The 16,595-nt window shown below is 49.0% G+C and carries 16 protein-coding genes; 9 read left to right on the forward strand and 7 right to left on the reverse strand.

Annotated elements, in window-relative coordinates:
- Window positions 1-44 precede the first annotated feature (44 nt).
- From LZ24_RS12975 to LZ24_RS12990, 4 genes are read left to right on the forward strand one after another with little or no spacing between them, the layout of a single operon-like run.
- A complete protein-coding gene (locus LZ24_RS12975; RefSeq protein WP_144685802.1) occupies window positions 45-929 on the forward strand; it encodes an LpxI family protein in 885 nt (294 codons plus the stop codon).
- Entirely contained in the window at window positions 926-2,059 is a 1,134-nt protein-coding gene (lpxB, locus tag LZ24_RS12980; RefSeq protein ID WP_144685804.1) for a lipid-A-disaccharide synthase, read from the forward strand. The genes LZ24_RS12975 and lpxB overlap by 4 nt, the downstream gene beginning before the upstream one ends.
- The gene (locus LZ24_RS12985; RefSeq protein ID WP_186443134.1) at window positions 2,060-3,832 is read left to right on the forward strand and encodes an ABC transporter ATP-binding protein; all 1,773 of its coding nucleotides are present in this window, start codon (window positions 2,060-2,062) and stop codon (window positions 3,830-3,832) included.
- A complete protein-coding gene (locus tag LZ24_RS12990) occupies window positions 3,825-4,544 on the forward strand; it encodes a phosphatase PAP2 family protein (RefSeq protein ID WP_186443135.1) in 720 nt (239 codons plus the stop codon). Before LZ24_RS12985 ends, LZ24_RS12990 begins: the two co-directional genes overlap by 8 nt.
- 248 nt (window positions 4,545-4,792) lie before the next feature.
- Here the strand turns inward: LZ24_RS12990 and LZ24_RS12995 are convergent, their stop codons facing one another.
- From LZ24_RS12995 to LZ24_RS13025, 7 genes are all read right to left on the reverse strand, one after another.
- On the reverse strand, window positions 4,793-6,280 hold the full coding sequence (locus LZ24_RS12995) for an NCS2 family permease (protein ID WP_144685808.1): 1,488 nt from the start codon (window positions 6,278-6,280) through the stop codon (window positions 4,793-4,795).
- Between the two features lie 113 nt (window positions 6,281-6,393).
- Window positions 6,394-6,972 (reverse strand): xanthine phosphoribosyltransferase, encoded by a 579-nt coding sequence (locus LZ24_RS13000; protein ID WP_144685810.1) that lies wholly within the window; start codon window positions 6,970-6,972, stop codon window positions 6,394-6,396.
- A 327-nt stretch (window positions 6,973-7,299) separates the two neighbouring features.
- Window positions 7,300-7,683, reverse strand: coding sequence for a hypothetical protein (locus LZ24_RS13005; RefSeq protein ID WP_144685811.1), 384 nt, complete (start codon window positions 7,681-7,683; stop codon window positions 7,300-7,302).
- Window positions 7,684-7,744: 61 nt separating this feature from the next.
- Window positions 7,745-8,881: an acyl-CoA dehydrogenase family protein gene (locus LZ24_RS13010; protein WP_186443136.1), complete on the reverse strand. Its 1,137-nt coding sequence runs from the start codon at window positions 8,879-8,881 to the stop codon at window positions 7,745-7,747.
- Window positions 8,878-10,287: a vWA domain-containing protein gene (locus tag LZ24_RS13015; protein ID WP_144685816.1), complete on the reverse strand. Its 1,410-nt coding sequence runs from the start codon at window positions 10,285-10,287 to the stop codon at window positions 8,878-8,880. The genes LZ24_RS13010 and LZ24_RS13015 overlap by 4 nt, the downstream gene beginning before the upstream one ends.
- Before the next feature lie 19 nt (window positions 10,288-10,306).
- Window positions 10,307-11,215: an AAA family ATPase gene (locus LZ24_RS13020; protein ID WP_144685818.1), complete on the reverse strand. Its 909-nt coding sequence runs from the start codon at window positions 11,213-11,215 to the stop codon at window positions 10,307-10,309.
- Between the two features lie 241 nt (window positions 11,216-11,456).
- A complete protein-coding gene (locus tag LZ24_RS13025; protein WP_186443137.1) occupies window positions 11,457-12,650 on the reverse strand; it encodes a Card1-like endonuclease domain-containing protein in 1,194 nt (397 codons plus the stop codon).
- A gap of 323 nt (window positions 12,651-12,973) precedes the next feature.
- Between LZ24_RS13025 and LZ24_RS13030 the strand changes: the two genes are divergently transcribed.
- The 5 genes from LZ24_RS13030 to LZ24_RS13050 all read left to right on the forward strand — a co-directional run bounded on the left by LZ24_RS13030 (window position 12,974) and on the right by LZ24_RS13050 (window position 16,208).
- Entirely contained in the window at window positions 12,974-13,369 is a 396-nt protein-coding gene (locus tag LZ24_RS13030; RefSeq protein ID WP_144685822.1) for a type II toxin-antitoxin system VapC family toxin, read from the forward strand.
- Window positions 13,369-13,593 (forward strand): type II toxin-antitoxin system Phd/YefM family antitoxin, encoded by a 225-nt coding sequence (locus LZ24_RS13035; protein ID WP_144685824.1) that lies wholly within the window; start codon window positions 13,369-13,371, stop codon window positions 13,591-13,593. Before LZ24_RS13030 ends, LZ24_RS13035 begins: the two co-directional genes overlap by 1 nt.
- 68 nt (window positions 13,594-13,661) lie before the next feature.
- On the forward strand, window positions 13,662-14,099 hold the full coding sequence (gene csx20, locus LZ24_RS13040; RefSeq protein WP_222427634.1) for a CRISPR-associated protein Csx20: 438 nt from the start codon (window positions 13,662-13,664) through the stop codon (window positions 14,097-14,099).
- A gap of 134 nt (window positions 14,100-14,233) precedes the next feature.
- A complete protein-coding gene (locus LZ24_RS13045; protein WP_144685828.1) occupies window positions 14,234-15,775 on the forward strand; it encodes a CRISPR-associated primase-polymerase type A1 in 1,542 nt (513 codons plus the stop codon).
- Between the two features lie 247 nt (window positions 15,776-16,022).
- Window positions 16,023-16,208: a hypothetical protein gene (locus LZ24_RS13050; protein WP_144685830.1), complete on the forward strand. Its 186-nt coding sequence runs from the start codon at window positions 16,023-16,025 to the stop codon at window positions 16,206-16,208.
- Window positions 16,209-16,595: the final 387 nt, after the last annotated feature.

The following is a 16,595-nucleotide window of genomic DNA, read 5'->3' on the forward strand; positions in this document are numbered from 1 at the left end:
GAACTAAATTCAAGTTACTCAGAAGAAAGGAGAGGCGGCGTCCCTTGGACAGCAGCGACCCTGGCAGTAGCAGCCATCGTGAGAAACGTATTGGTGTCATTGCAGGAAATGGTTCTTTTCCAGTAACCTTTGTAAAAAAAGCCGCAGCACAGGGGTTTTCCGTTTTTACTGTGGCTTTCCGCGGAGAAGGAGATCCCTGTCTTGAAAATCTTTCCCAGGTCTTTCGATGGGTTTATCTTGGGCAGGTAAAAAAAATCATCCGCTTTTTTCAAGAAAAGCACGTGGATACCGTTGTGATGATGGGGGGTATCCGAAAAACACGGATGTTTGTGGATGTCCGGCCGGATATGCTTGCCATCAGGGCCATGGCCGGGATGCGGCACAGCCACGATGACGGCGTTCTGCGTCTTTTTGCCGGTATCCTTGCCGATCATGGTATTCAGGTGGTGGACTCTACGGCCATGCTGCCGGAGCTTTTATCGCCATCGGGTCTGTGGACCCGGACCCGCCTGCCCAAAGGTGCCGCATCGGATATTGACATTGCCTGGAAAGTGGCCCGCCGTATCGGTGAGCTGGATGTGGGGCAGTGTGTTGTGGCAGGGGGTGGCTCCGTTCTTGCCGTTGAAGCCATTGACGGCACCGATGCCACCATCCGCAGGGGGGGCGGGCTTGGCCGGGGCAATGCCGTACTTGTGAAGGTATCCAAGCCGGGACAGGACATGCGCTTTGACGTGCCCGCCGTGGGCCCGGAGACCATCCGTATCATGGCAGAATCCGGGGTATCCGTTCTTGTTCTTGAGGCAGGAAAAACCCTGGCTCTGGAGAGGGAACTCCTTGTGGCTGAGGCAGATCGGCTGGGGATCTGTGTTCTGGGTATTGAAGATCCTGAAAATCTGGCAGGACTTTTATCCGAAAAGGGGGCTGCATGAACCGGACTGTCATGCTTGTGGCCGGGGAAGCTTCGGGTGATCTGCATGGTGCGGCTCTCATCAGGGCAATGGCTGAAAAGAATCCCCAGATTTTTTTCTGTGGCATCGGAGGAGACCAGATGCGCAGGGCAGGGATGCGCCCTGTGGCAGACAGTTCCGGCCTCGCCGTTATGGGTATCACCGAAGTTCTGGGGAGTTTTTTAAAAATCCGGAACGTGTATAAAACTGCGGAAATGATTCTGGCTTCATTAAGGCCGGATCTTCTTATACTCATCGATTATCCGGGTTTTAACCTGCGTCTGGCCAGGGAAGCAAAAAAACATCATATCCCCGTTCTGTACTATATCAGTCCCAAAGTCTGGGCCTGGCGGTCTTCCCGTGTGCAGCAGATTGCTGAGAGGGTGGATAAGCTGGCTCTGATTTTCCCCTTTGAAGTGGAGTGGTTTCAGGAAAGGGGGGTGGATCAGGCGGTATATGTGGGCAATCCCCTGATGGATCAGGCACCGGACTTCAGGGAAATGCGTCCGGATGCGGTGGTTGCTTCCCGTCCTGTGATCGGTCTTTTGCCCGGCTCCAGACCCGGAGAGATACGCAGGATGCTTCCTGTCCTCTGTGAGGCCGCTGAACTCATCTCTCAGAAAATCCCCGGAGCCCGCTTTATTCTTTCTGCGGCCCCCGGAACCCACCTTGCCGATATTCAGGCATGGGCGGCGGCTTCTGGCGCACCTTCCCATATGGAGGTTGTCAGTGGTGCCTATCCTGTGCTGGATGCTGCGGATGTTGTGGCTGCGGTTTCCGGTACCGTTACCCTGGAAGCCGCTCTGGCCGGAGTGCCGGGTGTTCTGGTTTACAGGATGTCTGCCATCAGTTACGCCGTCGCCCGGAGGGTAGTCAATGTGCCCTATGCGGGTCTTGCCAACCTCATTGCCGGAGCGGAGATCATGCCGGAGCTTCTTCAGGAAAACGCCACACCTGAAAAAGTATGTGATGCGGTCTGCCTGTTATTGCAGGATAAGGATCGCAGAAAGCTCCATCACCATGCACTGTCCGAAGTACGGGCTGCTCTGGGCAGTCCCGGTGTGGCAGAACGCACGGCAGGCCTTGCCCTTTCCATGCTCGGAGACCATTAGATGCGTTTCAGGATGTTGCCCTTTACAATTGAAGAGCGCCACAGGAAGGTACTGGGCCTTGTGCTGGAAAGTAAATGGCGGCTTTTTCTTGCCATGTTTTCCATGCTGGTGGTTTCCCTGACCTCGGTGGCTTCCGTATGGCTGATCAAGCCGGTTCTGGATGATATTTTCATGAATCGGGATGTCATGAAGCTTTATATCATCCCCGGAGCCGTTCTTCTGGTATTTACCCTCAGGGGCCTTGGTATGTATGGTCAGGAGTTTTTTTTAAATTATGTGGGACAGGTGATCATCCGCCATTTCCGGAATGCACTCTATGACCGCATCGTGGATTTACCCTTAAGATTTTTTCAGAATGAGCGTACCGGCGTTCTCATGAGCCGCATTACCAATGATGTCAACCTTGTGCGCAGCATGGTTTCCAGTGTGGTTACCAGCTCCCTCCGGGATTTTTTTACCATCATTTTTCTTGTGGCCTATACCTTCTATCAGATATGGGAACTTGCTATTTTTGCCTTTCTGGTCCTTCCCGCCGCATTTTATCCCATCATTTATTTTGGCAGAAAAGTCCGTAAAACCAGTACGGGGTGCCAGGAGGCGATGGCGGAAATGAATGCCTTTCTCCATGAAACCTTTACGGGCAACAAGATTGTGAAGGCCTTTGGCATGGAGGCCTATGAAAAAAAACGCTTCCACGAAAAAACCCAGAGTCTTTTTCGCCTTGAAATCCGTCAGGCCATAGCCAAATCCATGTCATCACCCGTTATGGAATTCCTTGCCGGTGTGGGCATTGCCTTTATCATCTGGTACGGAGGCCTGCGTGTTATTCAGGGTGTTTATACACCGGGAACCTTTGTTTCCTTTCTGGCTGCAGTGCTGATGCTCTATGATCCTGTGAAAAAAATGAGCAAGCTTAACAATGCCCTGCAGGAAGGTCTTGCTGCCGTAGACAGAATTTTCAGTGTTTTGAATGAAAAATCGGACATCGGGGAAAAAAAGAAGCCCCTTCTTCTCACATCGGGTTCTCAGGATGTTTCCTTTGACAAGGTATCCTTTGCCTATACCGAGGGTGGGAAGAAGGTTCTGAAGGATGTTTCTCTGGAGGTTCGCTCCGGAGAAGTGCTGGCTCTGGTGGGCATGAGTGGTGGGGGAAAAACCTCCCTTGTGAATCTTATTCCCCGTTTTTATGACGTTTCTTCCGGAAGTATCCGCATTGGCGGTGTGGATATACGGGATTTTTCCATTCAGTCCCTTAGGGCTCAGATTGCCGTGGTCACCCAGGAGCCCATTCTTTTCAATGACAGTATCCGGGCAAATATCATTTACGGCAGACCTTCTGCCACGGATGAGGAAATTGAGCAGGCAGCAAAGGCCGCCTATGCCCATGATTTTATTATGCGTATGCCCAAGGGGTATGATACGGATATCGGTGAGCTGGGAAGCCGACTGTCTGGTGGTGAAAAGCAGCGGATCTGTATTGCCAGAGCCCTGATCAAGGATGCTCCCATTCTGATTCTTGATGAGGCCACCTCGGCACTGGATACGGAGGCGGAGCAGGTTGTACAGAAGGCCTTGGATAATCTCATGCAGGGCCGGACCACCTTTGTCATTGCCCATCGCCTTTCCACCATTGTCCGGGCAGATGCCATTGCCGTACTTGTGAATGGCCAGGTGGTGGAAATGGGACGTCATGATGAACTACTTGCCAGAAAGGGGGCTTACGCCAGGCTGTACAGGATGCAGTTTTCAGATCAAGGGGACATGGATGGATAAGGGCCATGGGCAATGGGGTTTAAAATGGTTTTTTTTTCGGAAACTATTAGGTTTTTCTCCATTTTTTATTTTCTTTTTTTTTACAGCCGCTCTTTTTTTTCTTGTCTGGTCTGAAGCGGACATCTGGTTCTCTGCGCTGTTCTGGAATCCGGAAACAGATTTTTTTTTACGCAGTCATTTTTTTGCCCGTTTTATTTTTATTTCTGTGGAGTGGCTCTGTTATGGCCTTGGGGGTTTTCTGCTCATCTGGGCTTTTGCTTTCTGGCTTTTTCCCCCTGTACGGAGACTGGGGGGGGGACGTTTTCTTCTGTTTGCCCTGCTGTTGCTTGTCTTGGGACCGGGGCTTGTGGTGAATTTTATTTTCAAGGATCACTGGGGCAGGGCAAGGCCTGTACAGATTGAGTCCTTTGGGGGAAAAGCCCTTTTTACACCGGCTTTTGTCATGGCTGGAGAATGCCAGCGGAACTGCAGCTTTGCCTCCGGTCATGCGTCTGCCGCAGCATGGCTGCTGTGCCTTGCCCTTTTTGCCAGAATCAGAAAATATAAAAAGCAGATGATTGCTGCAGGCTGGTTGTATTTTGTTCTGGTTGGCATGGGGCGGATTGTGCAGGGTGGACATTTTTTAAGTGATGTAATCTTTGCCTTACTCTTTGTATATATGGTTGCTGTTTTTCTGGAAAGGGCTTTCTGGCCAAAGGCGTCATCCCCTTAACCCAAGTTCGCCAAAGTAGTGACCATACTTCTGAAGGCTTAGTTAAAATGGCTGCAAAATGGATATCTAGTACCCATAAAAAATTATTTTGCTTGATTTTATTGGTTTTTCAGGAAAAAAATGACGAACTTGGGTTAAAAAAACTGGCTGGGGTCTGACCAGAAAGATGTAATGAAACGGGCAGGACTGTTTGTGTCCCTGCCCGTTTTGCTTTTCTACCTTTTTATACCGGAGGCCCTCAGATAATTTTATTCTTCCTTCCTTCTGTCATCCCTATAGAGAAAGTGAAAACCCATGAGCATGACAGCCACCAGCCCGTAGCCCATGGCGTACTCGCTGTTGATATTAAAGGTCAGTCTTGGTGCGTGCATAAGGCCAGTGACACTGAGAGCTGCTGCAATCAGGGCAAAGGCAGAGGCCTTTTTGTAGCTTTCATCAATGAGGCATACAAGAATGGAGCCCCATATTAGCCCTGTAAACATGGCTCCCTGTCCCAGAGGGACGATGGCCTGGGAGAGGTTGGAAACGGCCTCGCCTGCGGCAAAATTAAAGCGCGTCATAATGTAATTGGCAAAGTAGGGAAACATGGCAATGACAACGGCAGGATAATGCCTGTTGTCAACGGAATCAAAGGCCTGAGAGATCATGGATATCCCCACAAAAACCAGAATGGGTGCGATGACCGGCACAGGGATGATGGAAGCCATGGCAGCAATGATGCCAAAGACAGAGGCAAATAAAAAGACAAAGCCATTGAGAATGGAATAACCCCGGCCTGCGTTCATCCATTTGGACCCGATGGAGGCGATATACACCGTGGTGGGAAAAACGCCACCGAAAAAGGTACCAATGATGGTGCCGGTACCGTCGGCAGCCTGTGCTTCCTGCACGCTGTAGCGGTCACCTGCGGAAGCCATGGCTTCCACATTGTTCATGGTCTCAATGAAGTTATAGATGGAGATGGGCAGCAGGATGGCAAAAAGACCAATCATCTGTGTTGAAAGCAGCTGAAGACCGTGAAAGACTCCCAGGGTGGGCAGGGGCAGATAAAATCCAAAGGCGGAAAAGCCCTCTTTGATCTGACCAAGGCCTGAGCCGCCGATGGTGTAGGCCATGAAGGTGCCGATGACAATGGCAAAAAGCGCTGCAGGAATTTTAAAGGGCATGGTTTTTTTGGTAATCAGACCGATCAGGATGATGGTCAGTACAATGAGACCCACCACCGGCATTTCATAGGTTCTGAAAAAAAGTTCTCCGCCGATGAAAGCAAAGGCCACGCCAGCGAGGGCACCCATCATAGCGGCTCTGGGAAGTTTGGAGTGCACCCATTTGCCGATAAGGCTGCCCAGCACTTCAATCACACCCCCGAGAAAACAGGCGGCCAGACCAATTTTCCAGGCCAGTTCAGGATCACCCGTGAGATCAAGGGCTGGCTTCAGGACGCCAAAAAGATAGATGAACATAACGGGTGTGCTGACGCCATAGGAAAGGGCGGTTACATCGCTGCGGCCTTCCTTTTCTGCCAGTTTTTTTGCCATGTGGGCATAGTAGAGGTTGCCGAAGAGAACGGCGATGGCAACACCGGGAATCACTTTCCCATAAACAATGGCTGCCGGATACCCCATGGCCAGCATGGTAATGGCAATGATGACAAAGTTTGCGAGGTTATTCTGGAACAAAGCAAAAAAACCATCCAGATCTTCTCTTTTAAATAATGGATAATGTACAGTTTTCACAAAAAAACTTCCCCCCGTTTTATGACATGAATTGTTATGGAGTTCACCGCAAACTCCCGTAATCAGCTATGACATTTGAAGCAATACCGGACAGTCAAATTTAAAAAAGCCTTTTACTGGTTCTCCAGAAAAGTGATCTGACCATTCTTCAGTGAGGTGATGCTGGCAAGGGCCTGAACGTTCAGGCCCTTTTCCCTGAGTCTGTTACCGCCGCCCTGAAAATATTTTTCAATGACCACGCCTGCTCCCACAAGATATGCTCCAGCACTTTCCACAATTTCCCAGAGGCCCTTAATGGCCTCACCCTTGGCCAGAAAGTCATCGATGATTAAAACCCTGTCATCGGGGAGCAGGTAATTTTTTGAAACCCTGATTTTGTAGTGTTTTTCCTTTGTATAAGAATAAACATGTCCTTCAAAGGTTTCCTTATCCAGATTCAGGGATTCTGTTTTTTTGGCAAAGACCACAGGTACCTTAAAATGCTGTGCGGTAATTGCCGCAACGGCAATTCCGGATACTTCAGCCGTAAGAATTTTTGTAATCCTTTCTTCTTTAAAGCGTTCCTTAAAGGCCTTGCCAATGGCATTTAAAAGATCAATGTCCAGCTGGTGGTTTAAAAAATGATCGACTTTTAAAATATGGTCGCCTAGGGTGCGCCCTTCTTTTACAATTTTCTCCTCCAGTAACTTCACGTTAATCTCCTGTTTTGCTTTATAAAAAAAGACAACCCATATGCATGAACCAAAAATTACAGCACACCATCCGGAACCTTTGAAATGATCCGGTAGCAACTTATGAACCATATTCTTAAAAAATACAATCGGAAGGGGTGGGATCCGGGTCTGCCTGTGGACACCCGTACAGGGGAACGGGGCAGTGCCGTAAAAACCCTTTGCAGGGGAAGTTTCAGCGTCTGGCTGGATTCAGGGCTGAAGGTCAGGCTATGGCCTATACCCCTGTCAGGCAGCCGCCCTGTAAAGGCATTCAACAGCTTAAATAAAAAGGAAGTTAGCGCTTCTTCAGGCTGAATGCGTATCCAGATTGTTCAGCTTTTCTTCTGCTTCTGCAAGGCTTATCACGGGAATAATTGTATACCCCGGCCACAGGGCAGAGCCCTTTTCAAAGCGGAAATGCCCCTTGCATTCTCTGATGGGGCTGATCCGGGCCACGGCCCTTACACCACTATCCCAGAGAATCTCCTGAATTTCCTGCATAAAATTGTCGCTCAGGCTTTTTTCCATGCAGAAATTTCTCAGGTCACTGACACAGGTGAAACCCTGTTTCAGGCACTTGACCTGCTGAAGTACCTGCACTTCTATGGCCTGCATTTCTTCTTTGCTGGCTATATTGCCAAGGGTAAGATAAAGCCGGTTTTTTAGAATGTCCGCCTGAACGTTGTGCACCCTGTCTCCTTTTCAACCGGATTTTCAGGTTTTTTGGCCGTTTCCATGGGAAGGCCATTTTTCAGCCCATCAGAAGTTTCCCCATTTGTGCCTGCCTCATGGCCGCAACATTGCCCGCAATGCTGCCGGATTTTTCCATGTCCTTGAAAAGAATCAGGGTATCTGTCTGAAGGTAGCAGCCCTCAGTGGCGCAGCGGAGCTCCCGGAGGATTTCTGCGGCCCCATGGCGTATGGCAAGGTTGAGACGCTCTGCCACAGGGGAGGGGGGGTGGCTGTGGGCTGCCCGGGAAGCCATGGCAGAAAGGCCTGCAATGCGGGCCTGTATGAGACCCATAGTCATGTGTTTTTCTTCCGGAGGAACAGGCCCTGCCTTGAGATCCCTGCAGCATTTTGAAAGAAGGACGGCAAGCCCTCCTGCCACGGCCCCCGCCATGAGGGCATCTTCAATGCCACGGAAGGGTTTTGCCAGCATATGAAGCGCTTTACCCCCTTCCCCGAGAAGGGCCGTATCCGGAAGCTCTGCCCTGTCAAGGCGGATTTCCCCATGGGGAGCCGGTCTGAAAAAGGGCAGAGGCCCAAGGTCCATGACGGAGACCCCAGGGTTTTCCGCAGGAACCAGAAAGGCGGAAAAGTCTTTTTTTCCATCCTTTTCCCCTGTAACGGCCATAACGATGAAAAGCCCGGCCAGACTGGCGTTGGTGATAAAGGTTTTATGGCCGCTGAGAATCCATCCGGTTTCTGTTTTTTCCGCCTTTGTACGAAGACCTTTGGGGCTGGCACCGGTTCCGGGTTCGGAGATGGCCATGGAGGCGCTCAGCTTTCCAGTGGCAAGGCGGGGCAGAAGCTGATGTCTCTGTTCTTTGGTCCCAAGGCCTGCTATGGCAAAGGAGGCCGTCAGGTGATGCAGAAGAACGGAAAGGGCAAGGCCGGGGCAGGCTGAGGCAAAGCAGATTTCCGCACCTGCGGCAGCAATGTCGGCGAATCCGCCACCCTGTCCGCCGTTTTCTTCGGGGATACCGATGCCCAGAAGGCCGGATTCACCGGCTTCTTCCCAGATGCCCGGCGGCATGGGATGCTGGCAGGCAAGATCCGGAAACTGCCCTGTGGCATTTTTTGCAAATTCTTCTGCCAGCCTGCGCAGCTCCGGCAGGGCATGGGGAAAATCTAAGAGATCATGGAAAAGATCCGGCTTTCTCACAGCACAAGTTCCTCTATGAAGGTGACAAGCTGATTGAGATTCCGGCAGGGCCGGATTTCGTGGCAATGGGCCTTATAGGTGAACATTTCCGAATCCCCGCTGTTCCATGTGGTCATGGGTTCGGGGTTGAGCCAGATGATTCTGCGGCAGCGTTCCCGCATTTCTTCTAAAATTTCCTGATGGGGATTCTGGTAATTGCTTCTGGCATCACCAATGATGAGCAGGGTGGTTTTGGTGGACAGTTCCTGCATGTGCCGTTCCCGGAAGCGCACAAAGCTTGAGCCGTAATCCGTGAGCATGCGGGTATCAATGCCCGACTCCGAAAAGACCTTTTCAATGGCTTCGTTGACCGGATTGTCTTTGAAAAGGGGGGTGATATCCGCCACATCGGAAACAAAGGCATAGCTTTTGATGCCGTTGAAACATTCCTGAAGGGAGTACAGGATGGCCAGCATAAAACGGGCAACGGACCATACGGAGCCGGAGACATCGCAGAGGGCAACAATTTTACCCTTGCGCAGGGGTTTGTCCCGGAAATGAAGCTCTAAGGGCACACCCTGAAAGCGTCCGGCCCTGCGCAGGGTTTTGCGGACATCCAGCACGCCCTTGTTCCGGGCGGCATAGCGCCTTGTGGCCATATCTTTCAGTTTGCGTACCAGCCTGTCCGTGACTTCCTTTGTTCGCTCCATCTCCACCGGGGTCAGGGTGGCAAAGGGTTTTTCTCCGATATCAAAGAAGCGGGGATCCGTGCGGGAAACTTCCTTCAGGGCAATATTATCCGGCCTTTTGTCCCTCGTAAGAAGATCAAAGGAACGGTCCAGCATGGTGGCAAAATATGCCTCAATTTCCTTTCGGGTGAAGGTGTCGCCTTCTGCATCCAGCTCCCCTGCCAGCTGCAGGGCTTTCTGGCGGATCTGGTTGATTTTGAGCATGACGGAAAGCCGGTTGGAAAGCTGGCCCATGTTGGACTTTACCTTGATGGCCAAAGAGCGCTGCTCCACCATATTGTGGATTTCCTGCACCTCATTGAGAAAATCTTCGGGGTCTCCGCCAAGGTAATCCAGAAGGTTTTCAAGGCCTTCTATGTTTTCTCCCAGCTCTTCCCGGATTCTTTCAATGATTTCCTTTACCCTTTTTTGTTTCGGCGTTTCAGGATCTTCACTTTCTTCTACGGCATCCTGAAAGCTTGTGCGCAGTTCATGGAAAAAAAGGTGATAGATTTCAAGGAATCTTGGCTGGTCCCTGCGGCTTTTGACAAAATTGGCCATGAGCAGGCTGCGGAAGGCAGCCTCATCCGTGGCATCAATATGGCGCAGCTGGGACATGCAGTCGATGACCTCAAGGGGTGAGACCTTGAGGCCGGCAGCCTTGCAGCAGGCGGAAAATTTGGTGATCATGTCAAGCATGGTGGCGGCCCTTTTCTGGTCAGGCGATGACCGTTTCGAGGCGTTCTTTCACCAGTTCGGCGTCACTTTTAAACTTCACCAGCATATTCAGAGTGGATGCCAGCAGCTCCGGTGTGATGGTATCCGCCTGCAGCACCATGAGGGATCTGGCCCAGTCCAGGGTTTCCGAGATACAGGGACGTTTTTTCAGATCAAGATTTCTCATGTTGGCTACGGTACGCACCAGTCTGTCCAGAAGGGCCTCTTCAATGCCGGGGATTTTCATACGGACAATTTCCTTTTCCGTCTCAACCTCAGGATAATCAATGAAAAGGTGGATGCAGCGGCGTTTCAGGGCATCGCTCATATCCCGGTAGTTGTTGGATGTGAGCAGGACAAAGGGGATGGATTTTGCCGTTATGGTTCCGATTTCAGGGATGGAAACCTGAAAGTCGCTTAAAAGCTCCAGCAGAAAGGCTTCGAATTCCGGGTCGGATTTGTCCACCTCATCAATGAGAAGGACCACGGGCTTTTCCGACTGAATAGCCTTGAGAAGGGGCCGGGGCTGGAGGAAACGTTCTGAAAAGAAGGCATCTTCCTGCTCGGATATTTTTTCTACGGCTTCTGCCAGGGTGTCTGCGGAATCCACTACGGAATGGATTTTATCCCTGACCATCTGGGTATAAAGGAGCTGTTTGGCGTATTCCCATTCATAGAGGGCCTTGGCCTCATCCAGTCCTTCATAGCACTGCATGCGGATCAGGGGCCGTTCCATGTACAGGGCGATGGATTTGGCCAGCTCGGTTTTTCCTACCCCTGCGGGGCCTTCCACAAGAATGGGTTTTTGGGTGGCTGCCGCAAGAAAGACCACTGTGGCAATTTCCGTTGAAGGAATGTAGCGGGATGCGGACAGGGCTTCGATGACGTGTTCGATGCTCCGGAATTCCATGAAACTTCCTTATAATAAAAAGAGGTACAGAAAAAAGAACCATAAAAGCACTGGTGAAGGTGCCTGAACTCTTCTGGGTTGAGATGATTATCATATTGCTCGGGAGAATAAAATTTACGGCTTTCTACCCTTTATCCTCCGATGAAGAGTCCTCATATCAGGAGAGATGAAAAAGGGCAAGGATGGTGTAGGGTCCAGCTCTTATAATAAGGTGCAGAAGACCAGTCATGGGTGAAGTTAATCAAGTTTTTAAAAAAAGGTGTTTTTTCCAGAAACGAACAATTTCGGCTAACTTTGGAAGCTCTCGCGGACCTATCAGTTCAATACCAAGGGCTTTTGCCCGCATACGGTTCTGTTCACGTACTTCAGGCGTACTGTCCGGCATACGGGCCATAATCAGCCATTTCTGACCAAAAATCCCCCCTGTTTCTTTACCGGTGCTGTCCAGTTTATATAAAACGGCATTGAATTCTTTAACCCTGTTGAGATGGGCTGTTTTACATTCAATGAGTAGGAGCCTGTTCCGGTGGATGGCTGCCACATCCAGCTCATTGGGGACCTTTTCCTTCCGGCTGACCTCATCGCTTATCTCAAGCCCACCAAGGACTTCATCAAGGTTTTCATCCTGAAGAACATGCCAGACATATTCTTCAATCCATCCTCCGGTGAGATAGGTCCCTGCATCCGGCTGAAGCATAATAAATGATAAATTCCCGCAGATTTGAATCAATCCGTGTTTTTCCATTTCTTCAAGGGCCTGTCGTGTTTTCGGGATACGTGCCGGAAGCTCCCATATTGTATTCAGAGACCATGAGACATTGCGATTCCGTCCATCCATGAGTGTTTTATTGATGATACCGAAAACATTGGCAAGACTGCTGGCTTCTTTGGCAAGCCACCGACTGAGGCTTTTCCTTTTCATAGCATTCTGCTGCCAGCTTTCCTTTTTGCTGCTGCATCTTTCCAGTCTTTTTCCCTGGGCTCTCAGACAGGTCTCCAGTGTGAGTATGGGTGGCACCTTTTCAGCGTCCCTTTTTCTGGGGAGAATCCACTCAATGCGTTCATGGTCCGTGTCCATATAGAAAACATCAATATCTCCTTCCACTTCACATGCATGAACCATGGCCAGGGTCATGAGTTTGTTTCCACCCGTTGCATTGAAAAGAATAGAGTGGTCGGGAAAACGGGTTTTTATTCTGTCAATGCATTCCTGGGTCCAGTATTCAATATTTTCTAAGGTGTGTTCCGGCAGCTCCTTTTCAGTTATGAGACAGATAGTTTTGTGGAGACGCAGAAGCATTCTTTCAAAATGCAGGGCTTTTTCCGCCATTTTAGGAGATGCGGCCAGTACAACGACATCGGGTTTAAAGTGCAGAAAGGGAATGAGGTTGGCGAGGGGCTGGCCTGTTACAACACAGATGTACACGCAGGGCATGGCTTTTTCCTTCTGCAGGTAATTAGTGATAAGGGGTGTTGCGCCCGAATTCCATTGACTGGCTGTTATGCCTACCACAGTGGCTGGTATTTTTTCCATAAAAAGCATGTTTTTTTCGATGAAAATCCAGGACAAAAATTTTACAGACAGAATGGGGCAGTTTTTTGATCATCCTCATGGCTAATTCAGGGGCTTTACGGCGACTTTCGGTAAATGACCTTTTTTGATTGAGAATTTGACCCACACAAAATCGGTAGAGAGCAGCGTTAAGGAGTCCAGAATTTTTCTTTACAAAAACATATTTAATAAGTACAATTGTACATATGAAAATCATAGCGGATACAAATACTTTTTTGGCAGTCACTCTTTATGAACCGGAAAGAGATGAAATTATCAGGCTAACTATGGGGCATGATTTAGTTGCCCCAGATATATTGCCTTTTGAAATTGGGAATGCACTATCAGCAATGCTTAAAAGACATCGGCTTGAGCCTGATAAACTCTTATCTGTCTGGGACGCTACGCAGCAAATACCAGTTGATCTGCGTAGCGTTAATATTCGTAATGCACTTAAAATTGCTTCTCAATTTAACATTTACGCATATGATGCATATTTTTTAGAGTGTGCCATTTCTTTGCACAGCCCATTAATTACCCTTGACCGGCGCATGATTGAAGTTGCTCAGGGTTTGGATATTAAAATTATGGAGGTCATCTGATGAAAGTTTATACGTATTCAGAGGCTCGAAAAAATTTTTCTACAGTTCTGGATCTAGCAAAATCAGAAGATGTTATTATTAAACGTCGAGGCGGTGAAACCTTTAAAATTGTATTTACTAAGTCTCCCAAATCTCCTTTTGACGTTACAGGCATAAAAACAAAAGCAACAACGCAAGATATTCTTGATGCTGTAAAAGAATCTCGGGCAGGGATTGTCGAATAAATATATGCGTTTTTTTGGCCATGGGTTTTACGGATTTTCATGGAGATGAAAGGAAAGAAGGTATCCGCATGGAGTCTGTTCTTTCAGGGGACAATGCATGTGAGACAGCAGCAGAAGCAAAAAAAAGATTCTTTGTTCTTGTCAGTCACAGCCTCACGGTGGAGCAGCGCAGGGATATCCGTGATAGCTTTGATAATGCAGAAATTATCCATGCGCCTCCCGAAGTTCTTAACTGCTGGTCAGACATTCCACCGGATCTGGAAAGACTCGATGATTTTCTTTTGCCCGTCATCCGCTGGATGGAATCGGAGTGCAGGCCGGAGGATATCCTTTTTATTCAGGGTGAACATGGGGCAACTGTGTATTGCGTCCAGCGGGCACAAAGCCTCGGTCTTGTGCCTGTGTATGCCACCAGCAAGCGTGTGCTGACGGAAAAAAGGCTGGAGAATGGCCGGGTTGAAACCACAAGGGAGTTTTGTCATGTCCGTTTTCGTTTTTATGTTTAGCCGTTCATACCTGTTTCGTTCACGAAGATACTCACAACAAAATATCCTCTCCCATTAAAAAATCCCCCCCAGTGCCGTATTCTCCCTGTAGAAGGATTTGTTTTTTGCATTTTCTAAAACAGGGAGAGTGCGCCATGACAGCCTCACTGCTTTCCTTTGTGAAAGGATCTGAAAAAAATCAAAGGGCAGAGTTTCACACCCTGCATCCGGACATTGCGCTCACGGAGCGTCTGGAAGAATCCCTCCTTGAAAAAGATGCGGATACATCCACACGCCGTATGCTCAGGGATCAGGACAGACTGAAAAAACTGCCGGAGTCCTTACGTCTGCGGTGGGTTCGGCTCTGCCGCATGGCCGGAGAATTTGAAAGTGCCGCATTCCTCTGTGCCATGATGGAAAAGGAAGATAAAAGCGTTTTTTCAGATGTCGCACATTTTTTGAAAATGCCCGAAGAAAAAAGAGAGGTGCAGGTAGCCAGGGTGCTTCCGCTGGAACCGGAGCTGCACAATGCGCTCCATCAGGCCAGAAAAATGCAGGTGGACAGCAAGCGCATCCGTCATTTCATGGCAAGGTTCAGGGGCAGGCCCGATGCTTTCGCAAGGATGTGGATGGACAAACTGACAAAGAAAACCGGATATACGCCTGTGCGCAGACCGCTAACGGATCATGATATGAGACGGCATCTGGATGGAACGGAAACCCTTGGCATTTATCTTCTGGATGATGAAAGCCGGGTTTTCTGTGCGGTGCTGGATGCGGACCTGAAGCCTGACCTGCGTGAAAAAAAGGACGGTGCTTCCCGTCGCCGTATTTATGGTGAAGCCCGGTGGCTCCTGGAAGAAAGTGTAAGGAAGGCAAAAAACTTAGGGCTTTGCGGCCATCCTGCCATGAGCGGGGGCAAGGGCTACCATGTATGGTTTTGTTTTGAAAAGACCCTGCCTGCTTCGGAAGTGCGCAGGGCTTTGCAGCCTTTAGTTCTCAAGCTGAATGCAGGGCAGGCTTCTTTTAAGGTGGAGCTGTTTCCTAAACAGAATCAGCTTACGGGAAAGGGTTTTGGAAATCTTGTGAAACTTCCCTTGGGCGTTCATTTGAAAACGGGATCAAGGGCCTGGTTTATGGGTATCCGGGAGCGGGATATCCTGTCCCAGCTTAGTCACGGCGCAGGCCTTGCCTTCAGCAGGCTGGAGGGAGATTTTCTGGAAACGCCGGATATAAGATCCGGAGCCATATCTTCTGACCCCCCACTCCCTGAGCTGGAAAAACTGATGGCAGCCTGCAGACCTTTATCGCAGATTATTAAACAATGTCTTCTGGGTTGCAATCCCGGTGCTACGGGTGAAAAGGTGCTTTTCCAGACCCTGGCATTTCTTCCGGAAGGACCGGAGCTTCTGCACAAGATATTTTCTTTCAGACCAGATTACAATGCCCACCGTATGGACTGGCGGATTTCCATGGTAAAAGGCTCTCCCCTTGGCTGCCGCCGTATTCATCAACTTCTTGAAGAGGAATCTCCTTTTTGTGAGGGTATGGGAAAAGACCGTTACACCCACCCCCTTTTACACATGGGTCTTACCCTTGAAACGGTGCGCAGACCCGCCGAAGGAGCTGATACTCTGGCTTCGGATCTTCAGCAGTTGAAAATTGTTGTGAACCGCCTTGTGGAAAGGCTTTCGTAATTCAGAAAACAGATATGGAAGAAGAGGGGGAAAAAATATCTTGTGGCTTGTGGTGATGGTCTGTATGTTATTCAGGTTTGAAGTGATTCAAAAGAAGAAGATTTCCTGAATCTGAAAGTGTCATACATCCGGTTCCCTTTTTAATATTTGGTATTATGACTCCATGGGTTCTTTGATAATCGTTTTTACATTCATCCCAACAGCACATTTCTGCCTCGCCCTCTGAAAAAATGACCAGGGGGCAGAGGTGTTTTTTTATATCCGCTTTTTTAAAAAAATGATAGCGGCGAAACAAAAAGCAGAAGCCTTTGACCAGAATCAAACTGATCAAACAGGTTTAGAAAGTACAGGCAAAGCCTTGTATGGCAGCTTGTACAGCTTGATTTTCTGGCCGCCGTCTTTTTCAATAAAATATCTTGTTTGGCAAGACTAAGAGTAGTCAAATCCAGTTTTTTTCAAAATGTTATTTTTTTAATTAGCTGTAACCAAAGGTTTTTTTGTTTGTTGAGATAGCTGCGATTCCTGAATTTTGTTTGCACCTATTAGTAAAGCAGGTGTAGTAAAGGCTTTGAGATAATTTATTTTCTTTTAATTCAATGGTTTAATTGGTTTTGGCCTTGAAATAGGTAGTAAAACCGTTAATATCAGTTTTAAAAACAAGGGTTTTGGAGAAAAAATGAGATATGTTGAAAGACCGATTTTCTGTCCGTTTTTTCGGACGAGGGGGGGTACTCAAAAAATGGCTTGCAAACCTCCCATATACCATGCGATATTTTGGCAGCTGTCCACGAACATGCCCCGCTTAGAGGGGATTGAGACG

The organism is Desulfobotulus alkaliphilus, from assembly GCF_007830435.1.
In the GTDB taxonomy this organism is placed as follows: Bacteria; Desulfobacterota; Desulfobacteria; order Desulfobacterales; family ASO4-4; genus Desulfobotulus; species Desulfobotulus alkaliphilus.

Bases quoted from the DNA above. Each gene is read 5' to 3' on its own strand.
- LZ24_RS12985 (WP_186443134.1), top strand. From the start codon at position 2,060: ATGCGTTTCAGGATGTTGCCCTTTACAATTGAAGAGCGCCACAGGAAG.
- LZ24_RS13030 (WP_144685822.1), top strand. From the start codon at position 12,974: ATGAAAATCATAGCGGATACAAATACTTTTTTGGCAGTCACTCTTTAT.
- LZ24_RS13020 (WP_144685818.1), bottom strand. From the start codon at position 11,215: ATGGAATTCCGGAGCATCGAACACGTCATCGAAGCCCTGTCCGCATCC.
- LZ24_RS13045 (WP_144685828.1), top strand. From the start codon at position 14,234: ATGACAGCCTCACTGCTTTCCTTTGTGAAAGGATCTGAAAAAAATCAA.
- lpxB (WP_144685804.1), top strand. From the start codon at position 926: ATGAACCGGACTGTCATGCTTGTGGCCGGGGAAGCTTCGGGTGATCTG.
- LZ24_RS13015 (WP_144685816.1), bottom strand. From the start codon at position 10,287: ATGCTTGACATGATCACCAAATTTTCCGCCTGCTGCAAGGCTGCCGGC.
- csx20 (WP_222427634.1), top strand. From the start codon at position 13,662: ATGGAGTCTGTTCTTTCAGGGGACAATGCATGTGAGACAGCAGCAGAA.
- LZ24_RS12990 (WP_186443135.1), top strand. From the start codon at position 3,825: ATGGATAAGGGCCATGGGCAATGGGGTTTAAAATGGTTTTTTTTTCGG.
- LZ24_RS13025 (WP_186443137.1), bottom strand. From the start codon at position 12,650: ATGCCCTGCGTGTACATCTGTGTTGTAACAGGCCAGCCCCTCGCCAAC.
- LZ24_RS13035 (WP_144685824.1), top strand. From the start codon at position 13,369: ATGAAAGTTTATACGTATTCAGAGGCTCGAAAAAATTTTTCTACAGTT.